The 15,969-nt window shown below is 67.8% G+C and carries 13 protein-coding genes; 6 read left to right on the top strand and 7 right to left on the bottom strand.

Annotated elements, in window-relative coordinates; genetic code table 11:
• The 3 genes from J2X70_RS16955 to J2X70_RS16965 are packed head-to-tail and all read right to left on the bottom strand — an operon-like array spanning nucleotide 1 to nucleotide 3,324.
• Complete coding sequence (locus J2X70_RS16955) at nucleotides 1–633, bottom strand: DsbA family protein (RefSeq protein WP_309911338.1); 633 nt, start codon at nucleotides 631–633, stop codon at nucleotides 1–3.
• A 19-nt stretch (nucleotides 634–652) separates the two neighbouring features.
• Entirely contained in the window at nucleotides 653–1,915 is a 1,263-nt protein-coding gene (locus tag J2X70_RS16960; RefSeq protein WP_309911339.1) for an amidohydrolase family protein, read from the bottom strand.
• On the bottom strand, nucleotides 1,915–3,324 hold the full coding sequence (locus tag J2X70_RS16965; RefSeq protein WP_025874103.1) for an amidohydrolase: 1,410 nt from the start codon (nucleotides 3,322–3,324) through the stop codon (nucleotides 1,915–1,917). Before J2X70_RS16965 ends, J2X70_RS16960 begins: the two co-directional genes overlap by 1 nt.
• A gap of 255 nt (nucleotides 3,325–3,579) precedes the next feature.
• On the opposite strand from J2X70_RS16965, the gene J2X70_RS16970 reads away from it, so the two are divergent.
• From J2X70_RS16970 to J2X70_RS16980, 3 genes are all read left to right on the top strand, one after another.
• Entirely contained in the window at nucleotides 3,580–6,996 is a 3,417-nt protein-coding gene (locus J2X70_RS16970; protein WP_309911342.1) for an autotransporter domain-containing protein, read from the top strand.
• A 130-nt stretch (nucleotides 6,997–7,126) separates the two neighbouring features.
• Nucleotides 7,127–7,903 (top strand): AMP nucleosidase, encoded by a 777-nt coding sequence (locus J2X70_RS16975; protein ID WP_025874105.1) that lies wholly within the window; start codon nucleotides 7,127–7,129, stop codon nucleotides 7,901–7,903.
• Between the two features lie 43 nt (nucleotides 7,904–7,946).
• Nucleotides 7,947–8,486: a DUF924 family protein gene (locus J2X70_RS16980; protein WP_059065070.1), complete on the top strand. Its 540-nt coding sequence runs from the start codon at nucleotides 7,947–7,949 to the stop codon at nucleotides 8,484–8,486.
• A 120-nt stretch (nucleotides 8,487–8,606) separates the two neighbouring features.
• Here J2X70_RS16980 and grxD read toward each other — a convergent pair whose 3' ends face one another.
• Nucleotides 8,607–9,533 (bottom strand): Grx4 family monothiol glutaredoxin, encoded by a 927-nt coding sequence (gene grxD / locus J2X70_RS16985; RefSeq protein WP_025874107.1) that lies wholly within the window; start codon nucleotides 9,531–9,533, stop codon nucleotides 8,607–8,609.
• A 60-nt stretch (nucleotides 9,534–9,593) separates the two neighbouring features.
• Here grxD and J2X70_RS16990 point away from each other — a divergent pair, with 60 nt between their 5' ends.
• Nucleotides 9,594–10,373, top strand: coding sequence for a polysaccharide deacetylase family protein (locus tag J2X70_RS16990; protein WP_033831985.1), 780 nt, complete (start codon nucleotides 9,594–9,596; stop codon nucleotides 10,371–10,373).
• Nucleotides 10,374–10,626: 253 nt separating this feature from the next.
• On the opposite strand, the gene J2X70_RS16995 is transcribed toward J2X70_RS16990, so the two are convergent.
• From J2X70_RS16995 to J2X70_RS17005, 3 genes are read right to left on the bottom strand one after another with little or no spacing between them, the layout of a single operon-like run.
• Nucleotides 10,627–11,358 (bottom strand): class I SAM-dependent methyltransferase, encoded by a 732-nt coding sequence (locus J2X70_RS16995; protein WP_309911343.1) that lies wholly within the window; start codon nucleotides 11,356–11,358, stop codon nucleotides 10,627–10,629.
• Between the two features lie 4 nt (nucleotides 11,359–11,362).
• Entirely contained in the window at nucleotides 11,363–11,980 is a 618-nt protein-coding gene (locus J2X70_RS17000; protein WP_309911344.1) for an SGNH/GDSL hydrolase family protein, read from the bottom strand.
• A gap of 3 nt (nucleotides 11,981–11,983) precedes the next feature.
• Nucleotides 11,984–13,258 carry a pyridoxal phosphate-dependent aminotransferase gene (locus J2X70_RS17005; RefSeq protein WP_025874111.1) on the bottom strand — a complete coding sequence of 425 codons (1,275 nt, stop codon included), beginning with the start codon at nucleotides 13,256–13,258 and terminating at the stop codon, nucleotides 11,984–11,986.
• Between the two features lie 121 nt (nucleotides 13,259–13,379).
• Between J2X70_RS17005 and rsgA the strand changes: the two genes are divergently transcribed.
• Both rsgA and J2X70_RS17015 read left to right on the top strand, forming a co-directional pair.
• Nucleotides 13,380–14,480, top strand: a complete 1,101-nt coding sequence (gene rsgA / locus J2X70_RS17010; RefSeq protein WP_227416527.1) for a ribosome small subunit-dependent GTPase A — start codon at nucleotides 13,380–13,382, stop codon at nucleotides 14,478–14,480.
• Nucleotides 14,481–14,636: 156 nt separating this feature from the next.
• Nucleotides 14,637–15,890 carry a flavohemoglobin expression-modulating QEGLA motif protein gene (locus tag J2X70_RS17015; protein ID WP_059065065.1) on the top strand — a complete coding sequence of 418 codons (1,254 nt, stop codon included), beginning with the start codon at nucleotides 14,637–14,639 and terminating at the stop codon, nucleotides 15,888–15,890.
• Nucleotides 15,891–15,969: the final 79 nt, after the last annotated feature.

Genomic DNA, 15,969 nt, shown 5'->3' on the forward strand with positions numbered 1-15,969 from the left:
TCAGCGACTGCGCTGCACCGCCACCGGCAGGGCCACCGCCTGCTGCCAGTCCGGCCGGTCCAGCAGGCTGGGGTCGTCCAGCACCGCCGCCATCAGCGGGTGGGTATCGTTGCCCCAGAACAGTTCGCCGTCGATGGCCAGGGTCGGCACGCCGAACACCCCGGCCTCGATCGCCGCCTCGGTGTTGCGTCGCAGCTGCTCCTTGATGGCCGGCTCGCCAATGGCCGCCTCTACGTCGCTGATACCCAGCCGGGCGGCGGGTTCGCGCAGGGCCTCGGCCGTGTCGCCGGCGTGGCCGTCGCGCCAGATCCAGTCGAACAGCACGTCCACTGCCGCAGTGCTGGCACCGGCGGCCAGGCACAGGCGCAGGGCCGCCAGCGGATGGAACGGGTGCCCGGGCGGGAAGCGCAGTGGCGTGCCCTCGGCCTGCGCAGTCCACAGCAGCTGGCGGTACATGAAGCGGCGCTTGGCCGGAATCTCCGCCGGGCCCAGGTTGCCCAGATGGTGCAGCACCGCACCCAAGGCGATGGGCACCGGTTGGATGCGCCCGAACTGCGGCAGCTGTTTCACCTTCTGCCAGTGCAGGTAGGAATAGGGCGAGACGAAGTCGAAATACCAGCGCAGGGTGGGCATCGATGGCTCCTGGTTACGGTCAGGGCTGCGCGTTGCGCTGCAGGTAGCGGTCGCGCAGTTCGGTCTGGCGCGAGCGCATCGGCATCGCGCGGCCGCCCAGCCAGACCTGTTCGGCATAGTGCGCCACATCCAGCGGATCGCCTTCCCACAGCACCAGGTCGGCACGCTTGCCCGGTTCGATGCTGCCGATCTGGTCGGCCACGCCCAGCACCTCGGCCGGCACCCGGGTCAACCCGGCCAGGCCGTCGGCCCAGGGCAGGCCATTGGCCACCGCGTTGCCGGCCAGCTGGCGCATCTTGCGTGCATTGTGCGAGGCGTCATCGCGCTGGGCGAAGGCCACCGGTACGCCCGCGCGCCGCAACCGCGCGGCGTTTTCCAGGGTGGCGCCGATCTGGTCGAAGGTCGTCGGCAGGTTGCCCAGCGCGTCCACGAATACCGGCACCCTGGCTGCTGCCAGTTCCGGCGCCAGTTGCCAGGCCTCGGCACCGCCCGCAATGGCGATCTTCACCTTCTCGCGGGCCGCCCAGCGCAGCAGCTGGCGGATGTCGGCCGCGCGGTCCACTTCCACCACGATGCGGCCCTGCCCGGACAGATAGCGGGCGAGCGTGCGGCGGCCGGCCGGGGTCAGCAGCGCATGCGGCGAGTCGGCGGCCACCTGGCCGCGTGCCTCGTCCACCATCTGCTGCAGCAGCATCCACTGCGCCGCGCGCGATTGACCGGTCAGTTCAGATGCTGCAGCACCCAGGCGCAGGAACAGCGCGCGCGGGCCGATCGGGTCGGCACTGCCATCGAAACGCACCACGCCGCCCTGGCCGGCGACGAAGCCACCGCCGGTGGCCGCGCCCAGCGCAGTGAAGCCGATGCCGTCCAGGCGCGCCACCGGAATCAGCACGGACGCCGGGTTATAGGCCAGTGTCACGTCGAACTCCGGGCGCAGCGGCTGCTCGCCGATCTTCAGTGCGCTGTCGACCGTGCTTGATTCACCGGATACTTCCTCGATGCCGATCTCGGTGATGCCACCGAACAGGGCAGGGGTCAGCATGCGGCCCTTGGCTTCGACCACCGGCACACCGGCCGGTGCGGACAGGCCCCGGCCCACCGTACGGATGATGCCGCCCTGCACCAGCACATCGGCGTCTTCCACGTTGCCACGTGCGCTGGCGGTAGCGACGGTCGCACCGCGCACCAGCAGGTCCTGCGCCGAGGCTGCGGTTGTCATCAACAACAGCGCAGCCAAGGTAGCGCCGGGCCATGCCCGGCGGCGCTTGTTCAACATGCCCATCAGCGCAACTCCTGTCCAAGCTGGAAATCCGACCGCGGCGTTGCCGATGGCGTGCTGCGGTCGTACACACGGCGGCCATCGACGAACACCTGCTCGGCCAGTGCATACGAACTGAAGGGATTGCCGTTCCAGATCACCACGTCGGCCATCTTTCCGGCCTCCAGCGTGCCGGTCTGCGCCTCGATGCCCAGCGCCTTGGCGGCGTTGGCGGTCATCCAGGTGATCGCGCGTTCCGGCGCGATCTCCGGCATGTGCGCGCGGCGCGCGGCGGCCATCACCTTGGCTGCCTCCTGGTTCAGGCGCTGGATGCCCTCGGGCGAGTCGGAGTGGACGATGGCGCAGCTGTTCTTCGGCCGGTCGACCAGCGCGATGTTCTCGGCGATGCCGTCGAAGGCTTCCATCTTGAAGCCCCACCAGTCGGCCCACAGTGCCCCGCACACGCCTTCGGCCGCCAGCCGGTCGGCCAGTTTGTAGGCCTCCACGCCGTGGTGGAAGGCGGCCACCTTGAAGCCGAATTCCTTGGACAGGTCGAGCATGGTGGCCATTTCATCGGCGCGATAGCAGTGGATGTGCACGCGGATATCGCCCTGGATCGCACCGGCGAGCGTATCCAGCTTGAGGTCGCGCTTGCCGCCGGCATCACCGGCGCTGTCGCCCTTGTCGCTGCCGAACCAGCCCTTGCGCTTGGCCGGCTTCGGCTTGTTCTTGGCGATGTAGTCGGCTGCGTCGATGAAGGCTGCGCGGTAACCGGCCACGTTGCCCATCCGCGTTGCAGGTGCCACGCCCTTGCCGCCACCGTAGACGCGCTTGGGGTTTTCGCCGCAGGCCATTTTCAGGCCCCACGGCGCGCCGGGGAACTTCATCGCCTGGTAGGTGGTGGCAGGCACGTTCTTCAGCGTTACGCCGCGGCCACCGACCAGGTTGGCCGAGCCGGGCAGCACCTGCATGCTGGTCACTCCGCCTGCCAGCGCCGCCTGGAAACCGGGGTCCTGCGGCCATACCGAGTGCTCGGCCCAGACGTTGGCGGTGACCGGCGCGGTCATCTCGTTGCCGTCGCTGTGCGCGCCGACACCGGGGCTGGGATAGACGCCCAGGTGCGAGTGCACGTCGATCAGGCCGGGCGTCACCCACTTGCCGTCGGCGTTGATGCGGGTGACGCTGGCATCGACCTGCAGCGCATCGCCGACGGCGACGATGCGGCCATCGCGCAGCAGCACATCGGCGTTGTCGAGGCGCTGGCCGGTGCCGGTCAGCACCGTTGCGTTCTGGATCAGCAGCGGCCCATCGGGGTGCGCCTGGTAGGTGCTCGGGTAGGGATCGGCCACGAAGCGCGAAGCGCCCACGGCCGGCGCCGTGCTCAGCGATACCAGCGCCAGACCCAACCCGGCGCGCAACAACGTCGATGTCATGCAGATCCCCTTGGCAGCGTGTTCAACCCACCGACGCTAGCCGGGACGGCGGCGGTTTGCCAAGTGACGTTGGGCAGGGGCGCAGTAGGGACTTTTCCGACATCAAGTATGTGAAAAATGTATTAAGTTCTCGTGACGCCCGCCGATAGCGTCATGCGGGTGAGCGCGCGCTGACTCGCCGCGCAGGTGTTCCCACACAGCTCCATGAGGGAGCAGCACCTGAAACAATCCATGGAATCAAGGACGTAATCCCCGATGACTGCTGCAACGTCGTATCGCTCCACCTCTCTCCGTCGTTCCTTCCTGCCTTCCCCGCTCGCATCGGCCATCGTAGGCTCGCTGCTGATGGCAGCCACCCTGCCGGCACTGGCGCAGGGCAACCTCGACGACCTGTCCCGCTACCAGTACCAGCGCAGCCTGCAGGCTGCATTCGCTGCGCCTTCGCAGTCGGCCTTCGCCGCGCCGGTTGCAGCGGTTGCAATGGTTGCACCGCCGGCCACCACCCCGGAAACGCCGGTGATGGGCAAGGCCGGCGATCGTGCCAGCTGGCGCACCAGCGAATTCAACCGTGACTGGGGCCTGCAGGCCGTCAATGCCGACGCCGCATACGCGCGTGGCTTGACCGGTGCCGGCATCCGCCTGGGCGTGTTCGACAGCGGCTCGGGCCTGGACCATGACGAGTTCGCCGGCAAGGATCACCGCAGCCTGCGCATCGCCGATCTGTTGCTCGACGGCAGCCGCTGCACCAACACCACGCTGATCGACGGGCCCGATGCCTGCTTCGCCAGCGACGGCGATGACGTGTCGATCGATTACGTTGTCTACGACGACAGCGTTCCGCAGGCGATCCGCGACATCATCGAGTCTGATCCGCGCTACCAGCAGGCGGGGATCGCCTTCCAGACCCATGGCACCCACGTGGCCGGCACCATCGCGGCCAACCGCGACGGCAACGGTACCCATGGCGTGGCCTTCGGCGCGGACCTGACCGCGGCCAAGCTGTTCTTCAACAGCGCCCAGATGTGGACGGACGTGGGCGGCGGCGACTACCGCGTCGTCACCGTGGGCGGCGTGGGCCCGGACGGCAGTGCGTTCGAGAGCATGTACGCGCAGATGAACGCCCAGGACGTGCGTGCGGTCAACCACAGCTGGGGGCTGACCAACGAGCCCACCGATCTGGCCACCCAGGACCAGCTGTATGCCGCCAACGCCGAGTATCTGGACATCTTCGCCGAGGGCTCGCGCAGCAAGGGCATGATCCAGGTGTGGGCCGCGGGCAACAACAACGCCAACGCAGCCACGCCGGAAGCCGCGCCGATCGCCGGAATCTACGCCACGCTGCCGCGCCTGTTTGCCGATATCGAGCAGAACTGGCTGAGCGTGGTCAACGTGCGCCAGGACAGTGCCGCCGGGTACATGCTCGACGTCAGTTCCAACCGTTGCGGCTACAGCGCCAACTGGTGCCTGGCCGCCCCGGGCACCGACATCCTGTCCACGGTCTACGGTGCCGATTCGGCGCTGGATGCACAGCTGCTCCAGGATTCACAGGGCAACGTCCTGCTCGACGTGCTCGAGCGCGTGCCGACCTACAGCTACGATCTGATGACCGGCACCTCCATGGCCGCACCCCACGTTACCGGTGCCCTGGGCCTGCTGTTCGAACGCTTCCCGTACCTGGACAACGCGCAGGTGCGCGACGTGCTGCTGACCACCGCCACCGACCTCGGTGCGGCCGGCGTGGACGACGTCTACGGTTGGGGCCTGATGAACCTGGCCAAGGCCATCGAGGGCTACGGTTCGCTGCGCGTGGATACCAACGTAGTGATGAACCAGAAGGCCGGCGGCCTGAAGGTCTGGGAAGGTGACGCCTGGGATGACTGGACCAACGATATCGGTGGCCCGGGTAAGCTGACCAAGAGTGGTGCCGGCTGGCTGCGCCTGAGCGGCGACAACAGCTTCAACGGTGCTGTGGTGCGCGAAGGCGTGCTGGAACTGGATGGCGTCAATACGCTGACCAGCGCAGTGGACGTGGCCGGTGGCACCTTCCTGTTGAACGGCACGCTGAAGAACACTGCATTGAACACCCATGGCGGCATCAGCCGGGTCAACGTCAGTGGCGTGCTAGACGGTTCCAACCTGGCCATCAATGGCGGCGTGCTGTCCTTCAACGGCGTGCAGACCGGCGGCACCACCTTCGTCGGCCAGAAGGGCACGCTGAAGGGTGTTGGCCAGCTGGGGGACACCACCGTGGCCGGCACCATCGCACCGGGCAATTCCATCGGCACGCTGACCATCAACGGCGACTACGTGCAGACAGAGACCGGCGTATACCAGGCCGAGGTGGCACCGGGCAGCCGCAGCGACCAGCTGCATGTCACCGGCACCGCCACGCTCGGCGGCACCCTGGTGGCGCTGCCGGCGCCGGGCATCTACTACCTGGGTGAGCAGTTCAACTTCATCCGTGCCGATGGCGGCGTGAACGGACAGTTCGCCATCACCGACTTCAGCACGTTCTCTCCGTTCATGCAGTTCAACCTGGCCTACGGCGCCACCGGCGCACGCATTGAAGTGACCCGCGGCAACTCGCTGGCCAGCTCGGCCAACACCGCAAACCAGCATGCCGTGGCTACCGTGGTCGATACGCTGGCGATCAACCAGGGGCTGCCCAAGCCGTTGACCACGCTGTTCCCGCAGCAGGTGGGCGCAGCGCTGGACAGCCTCAGCGGTGAACTGCATGCAGCCACGTCGATCGCGCTGGTCGAAGGCAGCCGCCATGTCCGCGATGCGGCGCTGTCGCGTCGTGCGGGTGCGACCTCTCCGGGCGGTGACGAAGCGGCCGCGACCGGTGTGTGGGTGCAGGCAATCGGTGGCAGTGGCACGCTGGATGGCAATGCCAACACTGCCCGCACCGAGGCCAACAGCAACGGCCTGCTGATGGGCGTGGACCGCCAGTTCGGTGGTTGGCAGGTGGGCCTGCTGGCCGGCACCGGCCGCACCGACGTCAAGCAGCAGGACGGCCGTCGGGCGAAGTCGAAGATCGACAACACCCACTTCGGTGCATACGCCAGCCACAACTGGGGCGGTTTTGGTCTGCGTGGCGGCCTGGCGTGGAGCGAGCACGACATCGACAGCACCCGCGAACTGGCATTCGCCGGCTACAGCGATACGCTCAGCGCGCGCTACGACGGGCGTACCCGCCAGGCCTTCATCGAAGCGGGTTACCGTTTCGGCGGCCGCGAGGCAGGCCTGGAGCCGTACCTGCAGGTGGCACGTGTTGAAGTGGACATGAAGTCGATCAACGAGCGCGGTGGCGCGGCGGCCCTGCAGGGTGACGTGGACGATAGCCGCACCACCCTGGCTACGGCCGGTGTGCGCTTTGACAAGGGTCTGAAGGCTTCGTTCCAGCAGGACAGCTGGCTGCACGTGCGCGGCGGGGTGGGGTATCGCCACGCTTCGGGCGACCGCAACCCGATGGCCAAGCTGGGCTTTGCCAGCGGCGGCGATACCTTCGCGGTCAGCGGTGCGCCGATCGCCGACAGCGCGGTGGTGGCCGAACTGGGCCTGTCGGCCTGGCTGACGGCCAACCAGCAGCTGGAACTGGGCTACACCGGCCAGTTCGGCGATGAAAGCCGTGACCATGGCGCCAATCTGCGTTGGTCCGTGCGTTTCTAAGCCTGCCGGTTGCCAAGGCAAACCCCGGGAGGGCGGCCGCAGGGCCGCCCTTCTTCGTTGCCGCAGCCGCATGTATGGCGGGGGCGGGCGGGGGCCTACAATATCGGCCCCACGCCGTACCGGAGCGCCCATGAAGAGCAAGCAGGACATCGTCGACAACTGGCTTCCGCGCTATACCGGCGTGCCTCTGGACCAGTTCGGCCAGCACATCCTGCTGACCAACTTCGGGGGCTACCTGCATACGTTCTCCGCGCTGACCGGGGCGCCGGTGATCGGCCTGGACCGGCCGATGGCCAGCGCCACCATCGACGGCATCACCATGATCAACTTCGGCATGGGCAGCCCCAATGCCGCGATCATCATGGATCTGCTGTCGGCGGTGATGCCCAAGGCCGTGCTGTTCCTGGGCAAGTGCGGCGGGCTGAAACGCAAGAACGAGCTGGGCGACCTGGTGCTGCCGATCGCGGCCATCCGCGGCGAGGGGACCTCGGGCGACTACCTGCCGCCGGAAGTGCCGGCCTTGCCGGCCTTCGCCCTGCAGCGTGCGGTTTCGACCATGATCCGCGACCTCGGCCATGATTACTGGACCGGCACCGTCTACACCACCAACCGCCGGGTCTGGGAGCACGACGAGGCCTTCAAGGAGCGGCTGCGGGCGATGCGCTGCATGGCCATCGACATGGAAACCGCGACGATCTTCGCTGCCGGCTTCGCCAATCACATTCCCAGCGGGGCCCTGCTGCTGGTTTCAGACCAGCCGATGATCCCGGACGGGGTGAAAACCGAGGCGTCCGACGCCAAGGTCAGCTCGCAGTTCGTGGAAAACCATATCCAGATCGGCATCGAGGCGCTTAAGCTTATCCGGCGCAACGGCAAGTCGGTCCGCCACCTGCGCTTCGACGAATGATGATGATGGCCTGGCGCGGCGCGCCGGCCCTGGGGAGTAGGTGATGGACGTTGCCGCGCAAGTGGTGGATTTCTGGAAGGACGCGGGCCCTGAAAAGTGGTTCACCCGCGATGATGCGTTCGACGCGCGGTTCCGTACGCTGTTCGCGGACGAACACCACGCTGCCGCATCGCGCGCGCGCGAGCACTGGCTGGGCAGCGCCGAGGGCGCGCTGGCGCTGATGCTGCTGCTGGACCAGTTCCCGCGCAACTGCTTCCGCGGCACAGCCCATTCCTATGCCACCGATGGCCTGGCACGGCACTACGCCACGCGCGCGATCGAGGAGGGGCTGGACCTGCAGCTGGTCCCCAAGCTGCGCGCCTTCATCTACCTGCCGTTCGAGCACTCCGAAGATCCGCTGGACCAGGACCGCTCGGTCGCGATGTTCGACGTGCTGGGTGACAAGGAATACCTGCAGTACGCCGAACTGCACCGCGACATCATCCGCCGCTTCGGCCGGTTCCCGCACCGCAATGCGGTGCTTGGCCGCATTCCGTCGCCGGAAGAACTGGATTACCTGGCCGAAGGCGGGTTTGCCGGGTAACCGGAACGTCAGCCCCCGCGCTTGGGGCACGGAAGGAGTAGATCCACGCCATGCGTGGATGGGCTCAACAGAAAACGCCGGCTTTCGCCGGCGTTTTTCCTGTGCATCAAGCGCAGCCGATCAGTACTTCGGCACGCCGTTGTCCACTTCGTCCGACCAGGCATCGATGCCGCCGGTGACGTTGAACACCTTGCTGAAGCCCAGCGCACGGAACTGCTCTGCTGCCTGCGCGCTGCGGCCACCGTGGTGGCACAGGAAGGCCAGGGCGGTGTCCTTGGGCAGGGCTTCCAGCTCGGCGCGGCCATTGCCATCGAAGCTCTTGAACGGCACGCCGACAGCGGCGATGGCGCGTTCTTCGGCCGGGCGCACGTCCACCAGCATCACGTTGCCGGCACGCACCAGATCGTCGGCATCACGCACGCTGATTTCCTGCACCGGCTTGGGCGCGTTCGGGTTGTCGATCGCCAGGCCCTTGCCACGGATGTCGTCGACCCAGTCGATGGTGATGCCATCGGCGCGGCGGGCGCTGGCCAGGTCGAACTGCACGCGCAGGCCGTTGGACTCGGCGGCGATCGCGCCTTCATCGTACGGGGCCAGCTGGAAGTTCGGCTGGAAGCGGGCATCGATGCCCAACTGCAGCGACGCACCCGGCGAATCGGCCAGCGCGCCCTTCAGCATTTCCACCGCAGCGGGGGTGACGGTGATGCGCGGCGGGGTGCGGTCCGGTGCAGCCAGGCCCAGCACGCTGCTCAGCTCACCGCTGGCGGCCATCTGCAGCACGATGTCGCTGCCGCCGACCAGTTCGCCGTCGATGTACAGCTGCGGGATGGTCGGCCAGTCGCCATAGGCCTTGATGCCTTCACGGATCTCCGCGTCAGCCAGCACGTTGACGTGGGCGAACTCCACGCCCAGGTCCTGCAGGGCACCCACGGCCTTGGCCGAGAAGCCGCACTGCGGCATCGACGGCTGGCCCTTCATGAACAGCACGACGCGGTTGTCGTTGAGGATGGTTTCGATGCGCGAACGCAGGGCGGGATCGAGGGACATGGCAGTCATGGGTCCGAAAAATTCGAATCATCAATTCTACCCCCCATGGCATCATGGGGCATGACCAACGCAGGAACATTGCATCGCATCCCGACCCGGCCCTGGCGCTGGGTGCCCTGGCTGGTGCTGTCGCAGCTGGCCGTGATCCTGGTCTGGGTGCTGGCGGGCTGGCACTGGGGCCTGGCCCTGATGGTGGCAAGCCACGCGTTGTTCATGGTGCCGGTGTTCCTGCCCAACAGCCGCTTCTACGCGCCGGTGCTGAGCCGGTTGCCCGAGGCTGGCAACAGCGTCTGGCTGACCATCGACGACGGCCCCAGTGAACAGACCCCGGCGGTGCTGGATCTGCTGGATCGGCACCAGGCGAAGGCGACCTTTTTCCTGGTCGGCGAGCGCGTATTGGCGCATCCGGCCTTGGTGGAGGAGATCCTGCGTCGCGGACACGACCTCGGCAACCACAGCCACAGCCATCCGCAGGCGCGCTTCTGGCGGCTGGGCCCGGGCACGATGGCGGCGGAAATCGAGGGCTGCCAGCAGGCACTGCAGGCGGTGAGTGGGCGACCGGTGCGCTGGTACCGCTCGGTGGTGGGCATGACCAACCCGTTCGTGGCGCCGGTACTGCGCAAGCTGGGCCTGGTGCGCGTGGGCTGGAGCGCCCGCGGTTATGACGGCGTCGGCTGCACCCCGGATGGCGTGCTGGCGCGTCTGCTCCCGGACCTGCGCCCGGGCGCGATCGTGCTGCTGCATGAAGGTGCCGCACATGGCCACAACCTGGCCATCATCGAACGGGTGCTGCAGGTGCTGGACGAGCGCGGCCTGAAGGCCGAACTGCCGGCCAGGTGACCGGTAGCGCCGGGCCATGCCCGGCGAGCGCGCAGCGCGGAAAGAGCGAAGCGACCCGCGTTTGCCCTTCGCTTTTCTCTTGTCTTCCGTGGTGGACGCGCCCGTAAACCGTCCGTGCCCGGGTGGGATGGGCTGCGCGGGGTATCCGCGCCATGGATGGCGCGGCTAAGCCCCCAAGGAGGGGTTCACGGCGTCCCCGCGCAGCCCATCCCGCCCGGGCAGCCCCCGTAGACCGCCGCCCACCACGAGGGGCTCAGCCGTTGGCCGCAGTTCCCGGCCGCTCGGCCACCAGCAACCAGCTGTTGAACGGCGTGCGCCCATGCAGCGGACGCAACGGAGCCACCTGCATGCCGGCAGCTGCCAGCGTGGCCTGCAGCCGCTGCGGATCCGGGTAGTGGCGAGGTCGCGTGCCCATCCAGCCGACCAGCCAGGCCAGGCGGTCAGCCACCCGCGTGGTGCGGTCGCGGCGGTCGCCGGTCGCCAGCGGCGTGCGCAGCAGCAGGCGGCCACCGGGCGCGACCCGCGCGCTCACCGCGCGCAGCAGCTCCAGTTGCGGCGCTTCGTCCAGGTACTGCAGCACATCCAGCAGCAGCACATGTCCACCATGCACCGGCAACGGCGCCTGCACATCCAGACAGTCGAACCGTACGTGGGCCAGGCCACTGCCGGCGCGCTGCGCACGGGCGATCTTGTCGCTGTCCACGTCGACCCCGAGATACCGCTGCTGGCGGCCGCGCTGGCGCAGCACATGCGCGAACAGGCCCAGCCCGCAGCCCAGGTCGAGCACCGGCTGGCCGTCGTCGGGAAGGTGCTGCAGTACGCCGTCATACAGCGGGTCGCTGCCCAGCTTGCCGCGCGTGTAGTAGTAATCGCGGCGGCTGCCCCAGGCCTGCATCGGCCGGAAGGACTCGGCGATCAGGCGCGCCTGCCCGGCATCCAGCGGCGAGCAGGGCAGGGGCGTGCCGTTCCGTGGCGTGCCGTCCATCGTCTCAGTCCGTCCTGCCCAGCAGGTGTGCGGCCACCGGCAGCGCACGCGCGCTCCACAGCGCGTACATCCGTGCGGACGGGTGCAGGCCATCCTCGGCGATCATCGCCGGGTCAGCGCCGGTGTCGCGGCTGATATCGGTGATGTCGACGAAGGCCACGCCCTGCTGGGTGCTGATCACCTCGGCGGCAGCGTTGAACTCGTCGGTTTCCAGTTCGATCTGGCCCAGGTCGCGACCGCTGCCTGCACCGTACGGCGTGGTGCCCCAGTCCGGGAAGGACAGCACCAGGACCCGGTCCGCACGGCCGCCGGCAAAACCAATCGCGCGCTGCAGCAGGGCCTGGAACTGCACCTGGTACTCGTCCAGCGGACGCCCGCGATACTGGTTGTTGACGCCGATCAGCAGGCTGACGAAGTCGAATGGCCCTTGCGGCGCCACTTCGTCGATGCCGGCGTCGAGCTCGTCGGTGGTCCAGCCGGTGGTGGCGATGGTCTGCGGGTCGCCCAGCGCGATGCCCTGCGCGCGCAGGGCGGCGGCGAGCTGATGCGGCCAGCGGCCGTCGACCGCGACCGCTTCACCGATGGTGTAGGAATCGCCCAGGGCCAGATACGACAAGCCCATCGATCAAGCCACCGACCGGCGGGGCTTCAGCGGCACCACCTTGGTGGCGTCTTCGGCACGGCGGGCGAGGGCGCGGTCGATACGGGCGAACACGTCGCGCATCACCGACGCCTCCGGCAGCAGGGTCACGCGGAAGTGATGGCGGTAAGGCACGTTGAAGCTCGAGCCCGGCACCACCAGCACGCCGTCGTTGTTCATCAGGTCGAGCGCGAAATTATGATCGTCGAAGCCCTTGGCAGCGGCACCGACCACGGCCGGGAACGCGTACAGCGCGCCGGCGGGGGCAACCAGCGACAGGTGTTCGCTGGCCTCGCAGGCTTCGATCACCGCACGACGGGTTTCATACAGGCGGCCACCCGGCGCGCACAGCTCCGAAATGGTGTCCGGACCGTTCACTGCGGCGTCGATGGCGTACTGGCCCGGCACGTTGGCGCACAGGCGCAGTGCGCCCAGCAGGTCCAGCGCGGCGCGGAAGTCGCCCAGCCGCGCGTCGTCGCCGCTGAGGTGTGCCCAGCCCACCCGCCAGCCGCAGGCGCGGTGCACCTTGCTCAGGCCGCCGAAGGTCAGGCAGGGATGGTCACCGGCCAGCGGTGCGACCGGCTGGAACACCGCGTCGTCGTACAGGATCTGGTCGTAGATCTCATCGACCAGCAGCAGCAGGTTGTGGCGGCGCGCGATCTCCACCACCTGCTCCAGCAGCTCGCGCGGGTAGCTGGCACCGCTGGGGTTGTTCGGGTTGATCAGCACGATGGCGCGGGTGCGCGAGGACACCAGCGTCTCGATCTCGCTCGGGTCCGGCTGGAAGCCGTTCTCGGCGGCGCAGCGGTAATACACCGGGCGGCCGTCGTTGAGGATGGTCGAGGCCGACCACAGCGGGTAGTCCGGCGAGGGCACCAGCACTTCGTCGCCCGGGTTGAGCAGCGCACGCAGCGACAGGTCGATCAGCTCGCTGACACCGTTGCCGACGAACACGCGGTCCGGATGGGCATCCGGTGCGCCACGGCGAGCGTAGGCAGCGGCGATGGCCTCGCGGGCGACTGGCAGGCCCTGCTGGTGGGTATACGGATCGGTGCGGCCCATGTCATCGGCGATCGCGCGCTGCAGGTGTTCCGGTGCACGGAAGCCGAAAGCGCCGGGATTGCCGATGTTGAGCTTGATCAGCTTGTGGCCCTGCGCTTCCAGCTCCCGGGCTCGCCGTGCCAGTTCTCCGCGGATTTCGTAGCGCACTTCGGAAAGGCGCTCGCGGATGACCAGGGGTTTGGGCGAGGGAGTGGACATGGGCGGTGGGCCGCAAAAGGCATGGGGCTTCCATGGTAGCGGAATTGCTGCAGCGCATGGCAAGGGCCGCAGGGCCCGCCAGCATTGGGCTGGGCGGCACCACACAGGTAGAATGGCGGCGATGACCCAGACCCCCGATTTCACCGCTCTGCAGACCATTGGCTGGCCCTGGCCGGGCCCGCCGCAGCAGGCCGACTGGCAGGCTGTGATGGCCGCACACCCGCAGGCCCACCCGGCGCGGGTGATCGAGCAGCATCGCACCCACTATGTGGTGGCTGATGGCCCGGAGGCATCGATCAAGGCCGAATCGCTGCCGGAGTGGCAGCGCCCACGCTTCCCCAGCCACGAACGGCCGGCGGTGGGCGACTGGGTGCTGCTGGATGGCATCCGCATCGTTGCCCTGTTGCCGCGACGTACCGCCATCAAGCGTGGCGCTGCCGGTGAGCATTACCACCAGCAGGTGATCGCCGCCAACATCGATACCGTCTTCATCGTCTGTGGCCTGGATGCGGACTTCAATCCGCGCCGTATTGAACGCTATCTGCTGCTGGTGGGCGGTGGCGGTGCCGAACCGGTGGTGGTGCTGACCAAGGCCGACCAGACCGAGTACAGCGAAGATGCGCTGGCGGTGCTGGAAGAACTGGAGATGCAGGGCATCGCCCTGCATGCGATCAATGGCCTGGATGCGGACAGTGTTGCAGTGCTGGAGCCGTGGCTGGGCCCCGGCCGCACGGTAGTGCTGGTGGGTTCTTCCGGTGCGGGCAAGTCGACGCTGACCAACACGCTGTTGGGCGAGCAGCGGATGAAGACCAATACAGTGCGCGCCAACGATTCGCGCGGCCGCCATACCACCACCCACCGCGCACTGATGCCACTGCCGATGGGTGCCTGCCTGATCGATACGCCGGGCATGCGCGAACTGAAGCCGACCGGCGAAGAAACGCTGGCCGAAGGCGGTTTCGCCGACATCGAAGCGCTGGCCGCGCAGTGCCGCTTCCGCGACTGCATGCACCAGCAGGAACCCGGCTGTGCCGTGCGTGCGGCGATCGATGCAGGCGAGATCGAAGAGAGCCGGCTGCTGAACTACTTCAAGTTGAAGGAAGAAGTGGCCGCCGCCGCCGCCAAGCTGGCCGTGCGCCAGGCCGAGACCGCGCAGGAACGCGGTGGCAGGAAGGGCAAGAGCCAGCAGTTCCGCCCGGCGGGCAAACCGCGCCGGCGCTAAGGCTGGAGAATGGTGGCTGCCAACCTTGGTTGGCACTGTCACGGCAGGGGCAGCCCAGTAGATCCACGCCATGCGTGGATGCTTCCCGCGCATGCATATCTGTGCCAACCAAGGTTGGCACCTACCAACGCGCGGGCAGGGCGTTATAGTCCGCCCATGGAACCGACCGCGACGCTGGACCGTGACGTGGCCCACCATGCAGCGCTCGATGCGCGCCTGGTCGAGGCCGTAGGAGGCATCCGCCTGCTGGGCCTGACCAGCTGGCCGGCGACACTGCAGGCACCCTTCCTGGACAGCGTGGCCCGTGGCCAGCCGACGCTGCCGGTGGTCGACTACCCGAAGCTGGACTTCAGCGACGAGCGTCGCGCGCTGGCCGCGCTCGCTGCCGAGTGTGACGAAAGCCATCCGCTGGGCCATTACGTGCGGCAATCCGCGCAGAGCTGGGATCTGGCAGCGCAGCTGCTGGAAGGCCTCGGCACCGCGGCCGTGGATGCTTGTTCGATGCAGTTGTTCGGTTCGCCCGAGCAGCCGTTGCCGGGCAACGGACCGAGCACGCGCGATGCGGCGCGCCACTTCATCCAGATTGCTGCCGAACTGGATCACGAACTGCTGGCACCGGAAGAGCAGGTGCCGGTTTCGGCCATCGCCCTGCAGCTGCAGCTGCAGAATGATCTCGATGCGTTCTTTGAATCACGCATCATCCAGGTGCAGCTGGATCCGGAACTGGTCTCGAAGGCGGCTGCCGGACCGACCCGCATCCGCCTGCGCACCAGCGCGCGTTTCAGCGCTTACGATCGCGCGCAGTTGTTCCACCACGAAGCGCTGGTGCATTCGTTGACGGCGTTGAACGGTCGGGCGCAGCCGGTGCTGCCGAGCCTGGCGCTGTCCTCGCCACGGGTGACGGCCACCCAGGAAGGACTGGCGACGTTTGCCGAGCAGATCACCGGCAGCATCGACATCGAGCGCCTGAAGCGCATCAGCCTGCGTACCGAGGCGATCGCGATGGCGCGCGAAGGTGCGGACTTCATCGAGGTGTTCCGCTACTTCTGCGATGCCGGGCAGAACCCGGAAGAGAGCTTCGCGTCGGCGCAGCGGGTATTCCGCGGTGTGCCGCCGAGTGGCGGCCTGGCCTTCACCAAGGACACGGTGTACCTGCGCGGGCTGGTGTCGGTGCATACCTTCTTCCGCCACATGCTGGCCGAGGATCGCCTGCAGGTCTGCCGCTGGTTGTTCGCCGGCAAGATGAGCCTGACCGATGCGATCGCGTTCGCCCCGTTGTTCGAATCGGGCGTGCTGAAGCCACCGCGCTGGCTGCCGCACTGGATGAGCCGGGCCAACGGCCTGGCTGGCATGCTGGCGTTCTCGCTGTTCGCCAACCGCATCCGGATGGACCAGCTGGCGCCGGAATGAAATGCGTTGGCGGCTTGTGGCGTCTTGATTGATATCGGGGAGAGCGGGGGGCTTGCGCTGGCCAGGACACGCCGCAAGT

Origin of the sequence: Stenotrophomonas sp. 1337 (assembly GCF_031455455.1) — a bacterium.
Classification (GTDB): domain Bacteria; phylum Pseudomonadota; class Gammaproteobacteria; order Xanthomonadales; family Xanthomonadaceae; genus Stenotrophomonas; species Stenotrophomonas indicatrix.

What these genes read in the sequence shown, in the direction of transcription:
- J2X70_RS16955 (WP_309911338.1), bottom strand. Translation starts at nt 633, where the DNA reads ATGCCCACCCTGCGCTGGTATTTCGACTTCGTCTCGCCCTATTCCTAC.
- J2X70_RS16960 (WP_309911339.1), bottom strand. Translation starts at nt 1,915, where the DNA reads ATGGGCATGTTGAACAAGCGCCGCCGGGCATGGCCCGGCGCTACCTTG.
- J2X70_RS16965 (WP_025874103.1), bottom strand. Translation starts at nt 3,324, where the DNA reads ATGACATCGACGTTGTTGCGCGCCGGGTTGGGTCTGGCGCTGGTATCG.
- J2X70_RS16970 (WP_309911342.1), top strand. Translation starts at nt 3,580, where the DNA reads ATGACTGCTGCAACGTCGTATCGCTCCACCTCTCTCCGTCGTTCCTTC.
- J2X70_RS16975 (WP_025874105.1), top strand. Translation starts at nt 7,127, where the DNA reads ATGAAGAGCAAGCAGGACATCGTCGACAACTGGCTTCCGCGCTATACC.
- J2X70_RS16980 (WP_059065070.1), top strand. Translation starts at nt 7,947, where the DNA reads ATGGACGTTGCCGCGCAAGTGGTGGATTTCTGGAAGGACGCGGGCCCT.
- grxD (WP_025874107.1), bottom strand. Translation starts at nt 9,533, where the DNA reads ATGTCCCTCGATCCCGCCCTGCGTTCGCGCATCGAAACCATCCTCAAC.
- J2X70_RS16990 (WP_033831985.1), top strand. Translation starts at nt 9,594, where the DNA reads ATGACCAACGCAGGAACATTGCATCGCATCCCGACCCGGCCCTGGCGC.
- J2X70_RS16995 (WP_309911343.1), bottom strand. Translation starts at nt 11,358, where the DNA reads ATGGACGGCACGCCACGGAACGGCACGCCCCTGCCCTGCTCGCCGCTG.
- J2X70_RS17000 (WP_309911344.1), bottom strand. Translation starts at nt 11,980, where the DNA reads ATGGGCTTGTCGTATCTGGCCCTGGGCGATTCCTACACCATCGGTGAA.
- J2X70_RS17005 (WP_025874111.1), bottom strand. Translation starts at nt 13,258, where the DNA reads ATGTCCACTCCCTCGCCCAAACCCCTGGTCATCCGCGAGCGCCTTTCC.
- rsgA (WP_227416527.1), top strand. Translation starts at nt 13,380, where the DNA reads ATGACCCAGACCCCCGATTTCACCGCTCTGCAGACCATTGGCTGGCCC.
- J2X70_RS17015 (WP_059065065.1), top strand. Translation starts at nt 14,637, where the DNA reads ATGGAACCGACCGCGACGCTGGACCGTGACGTGGCCCACCATGCAGCG.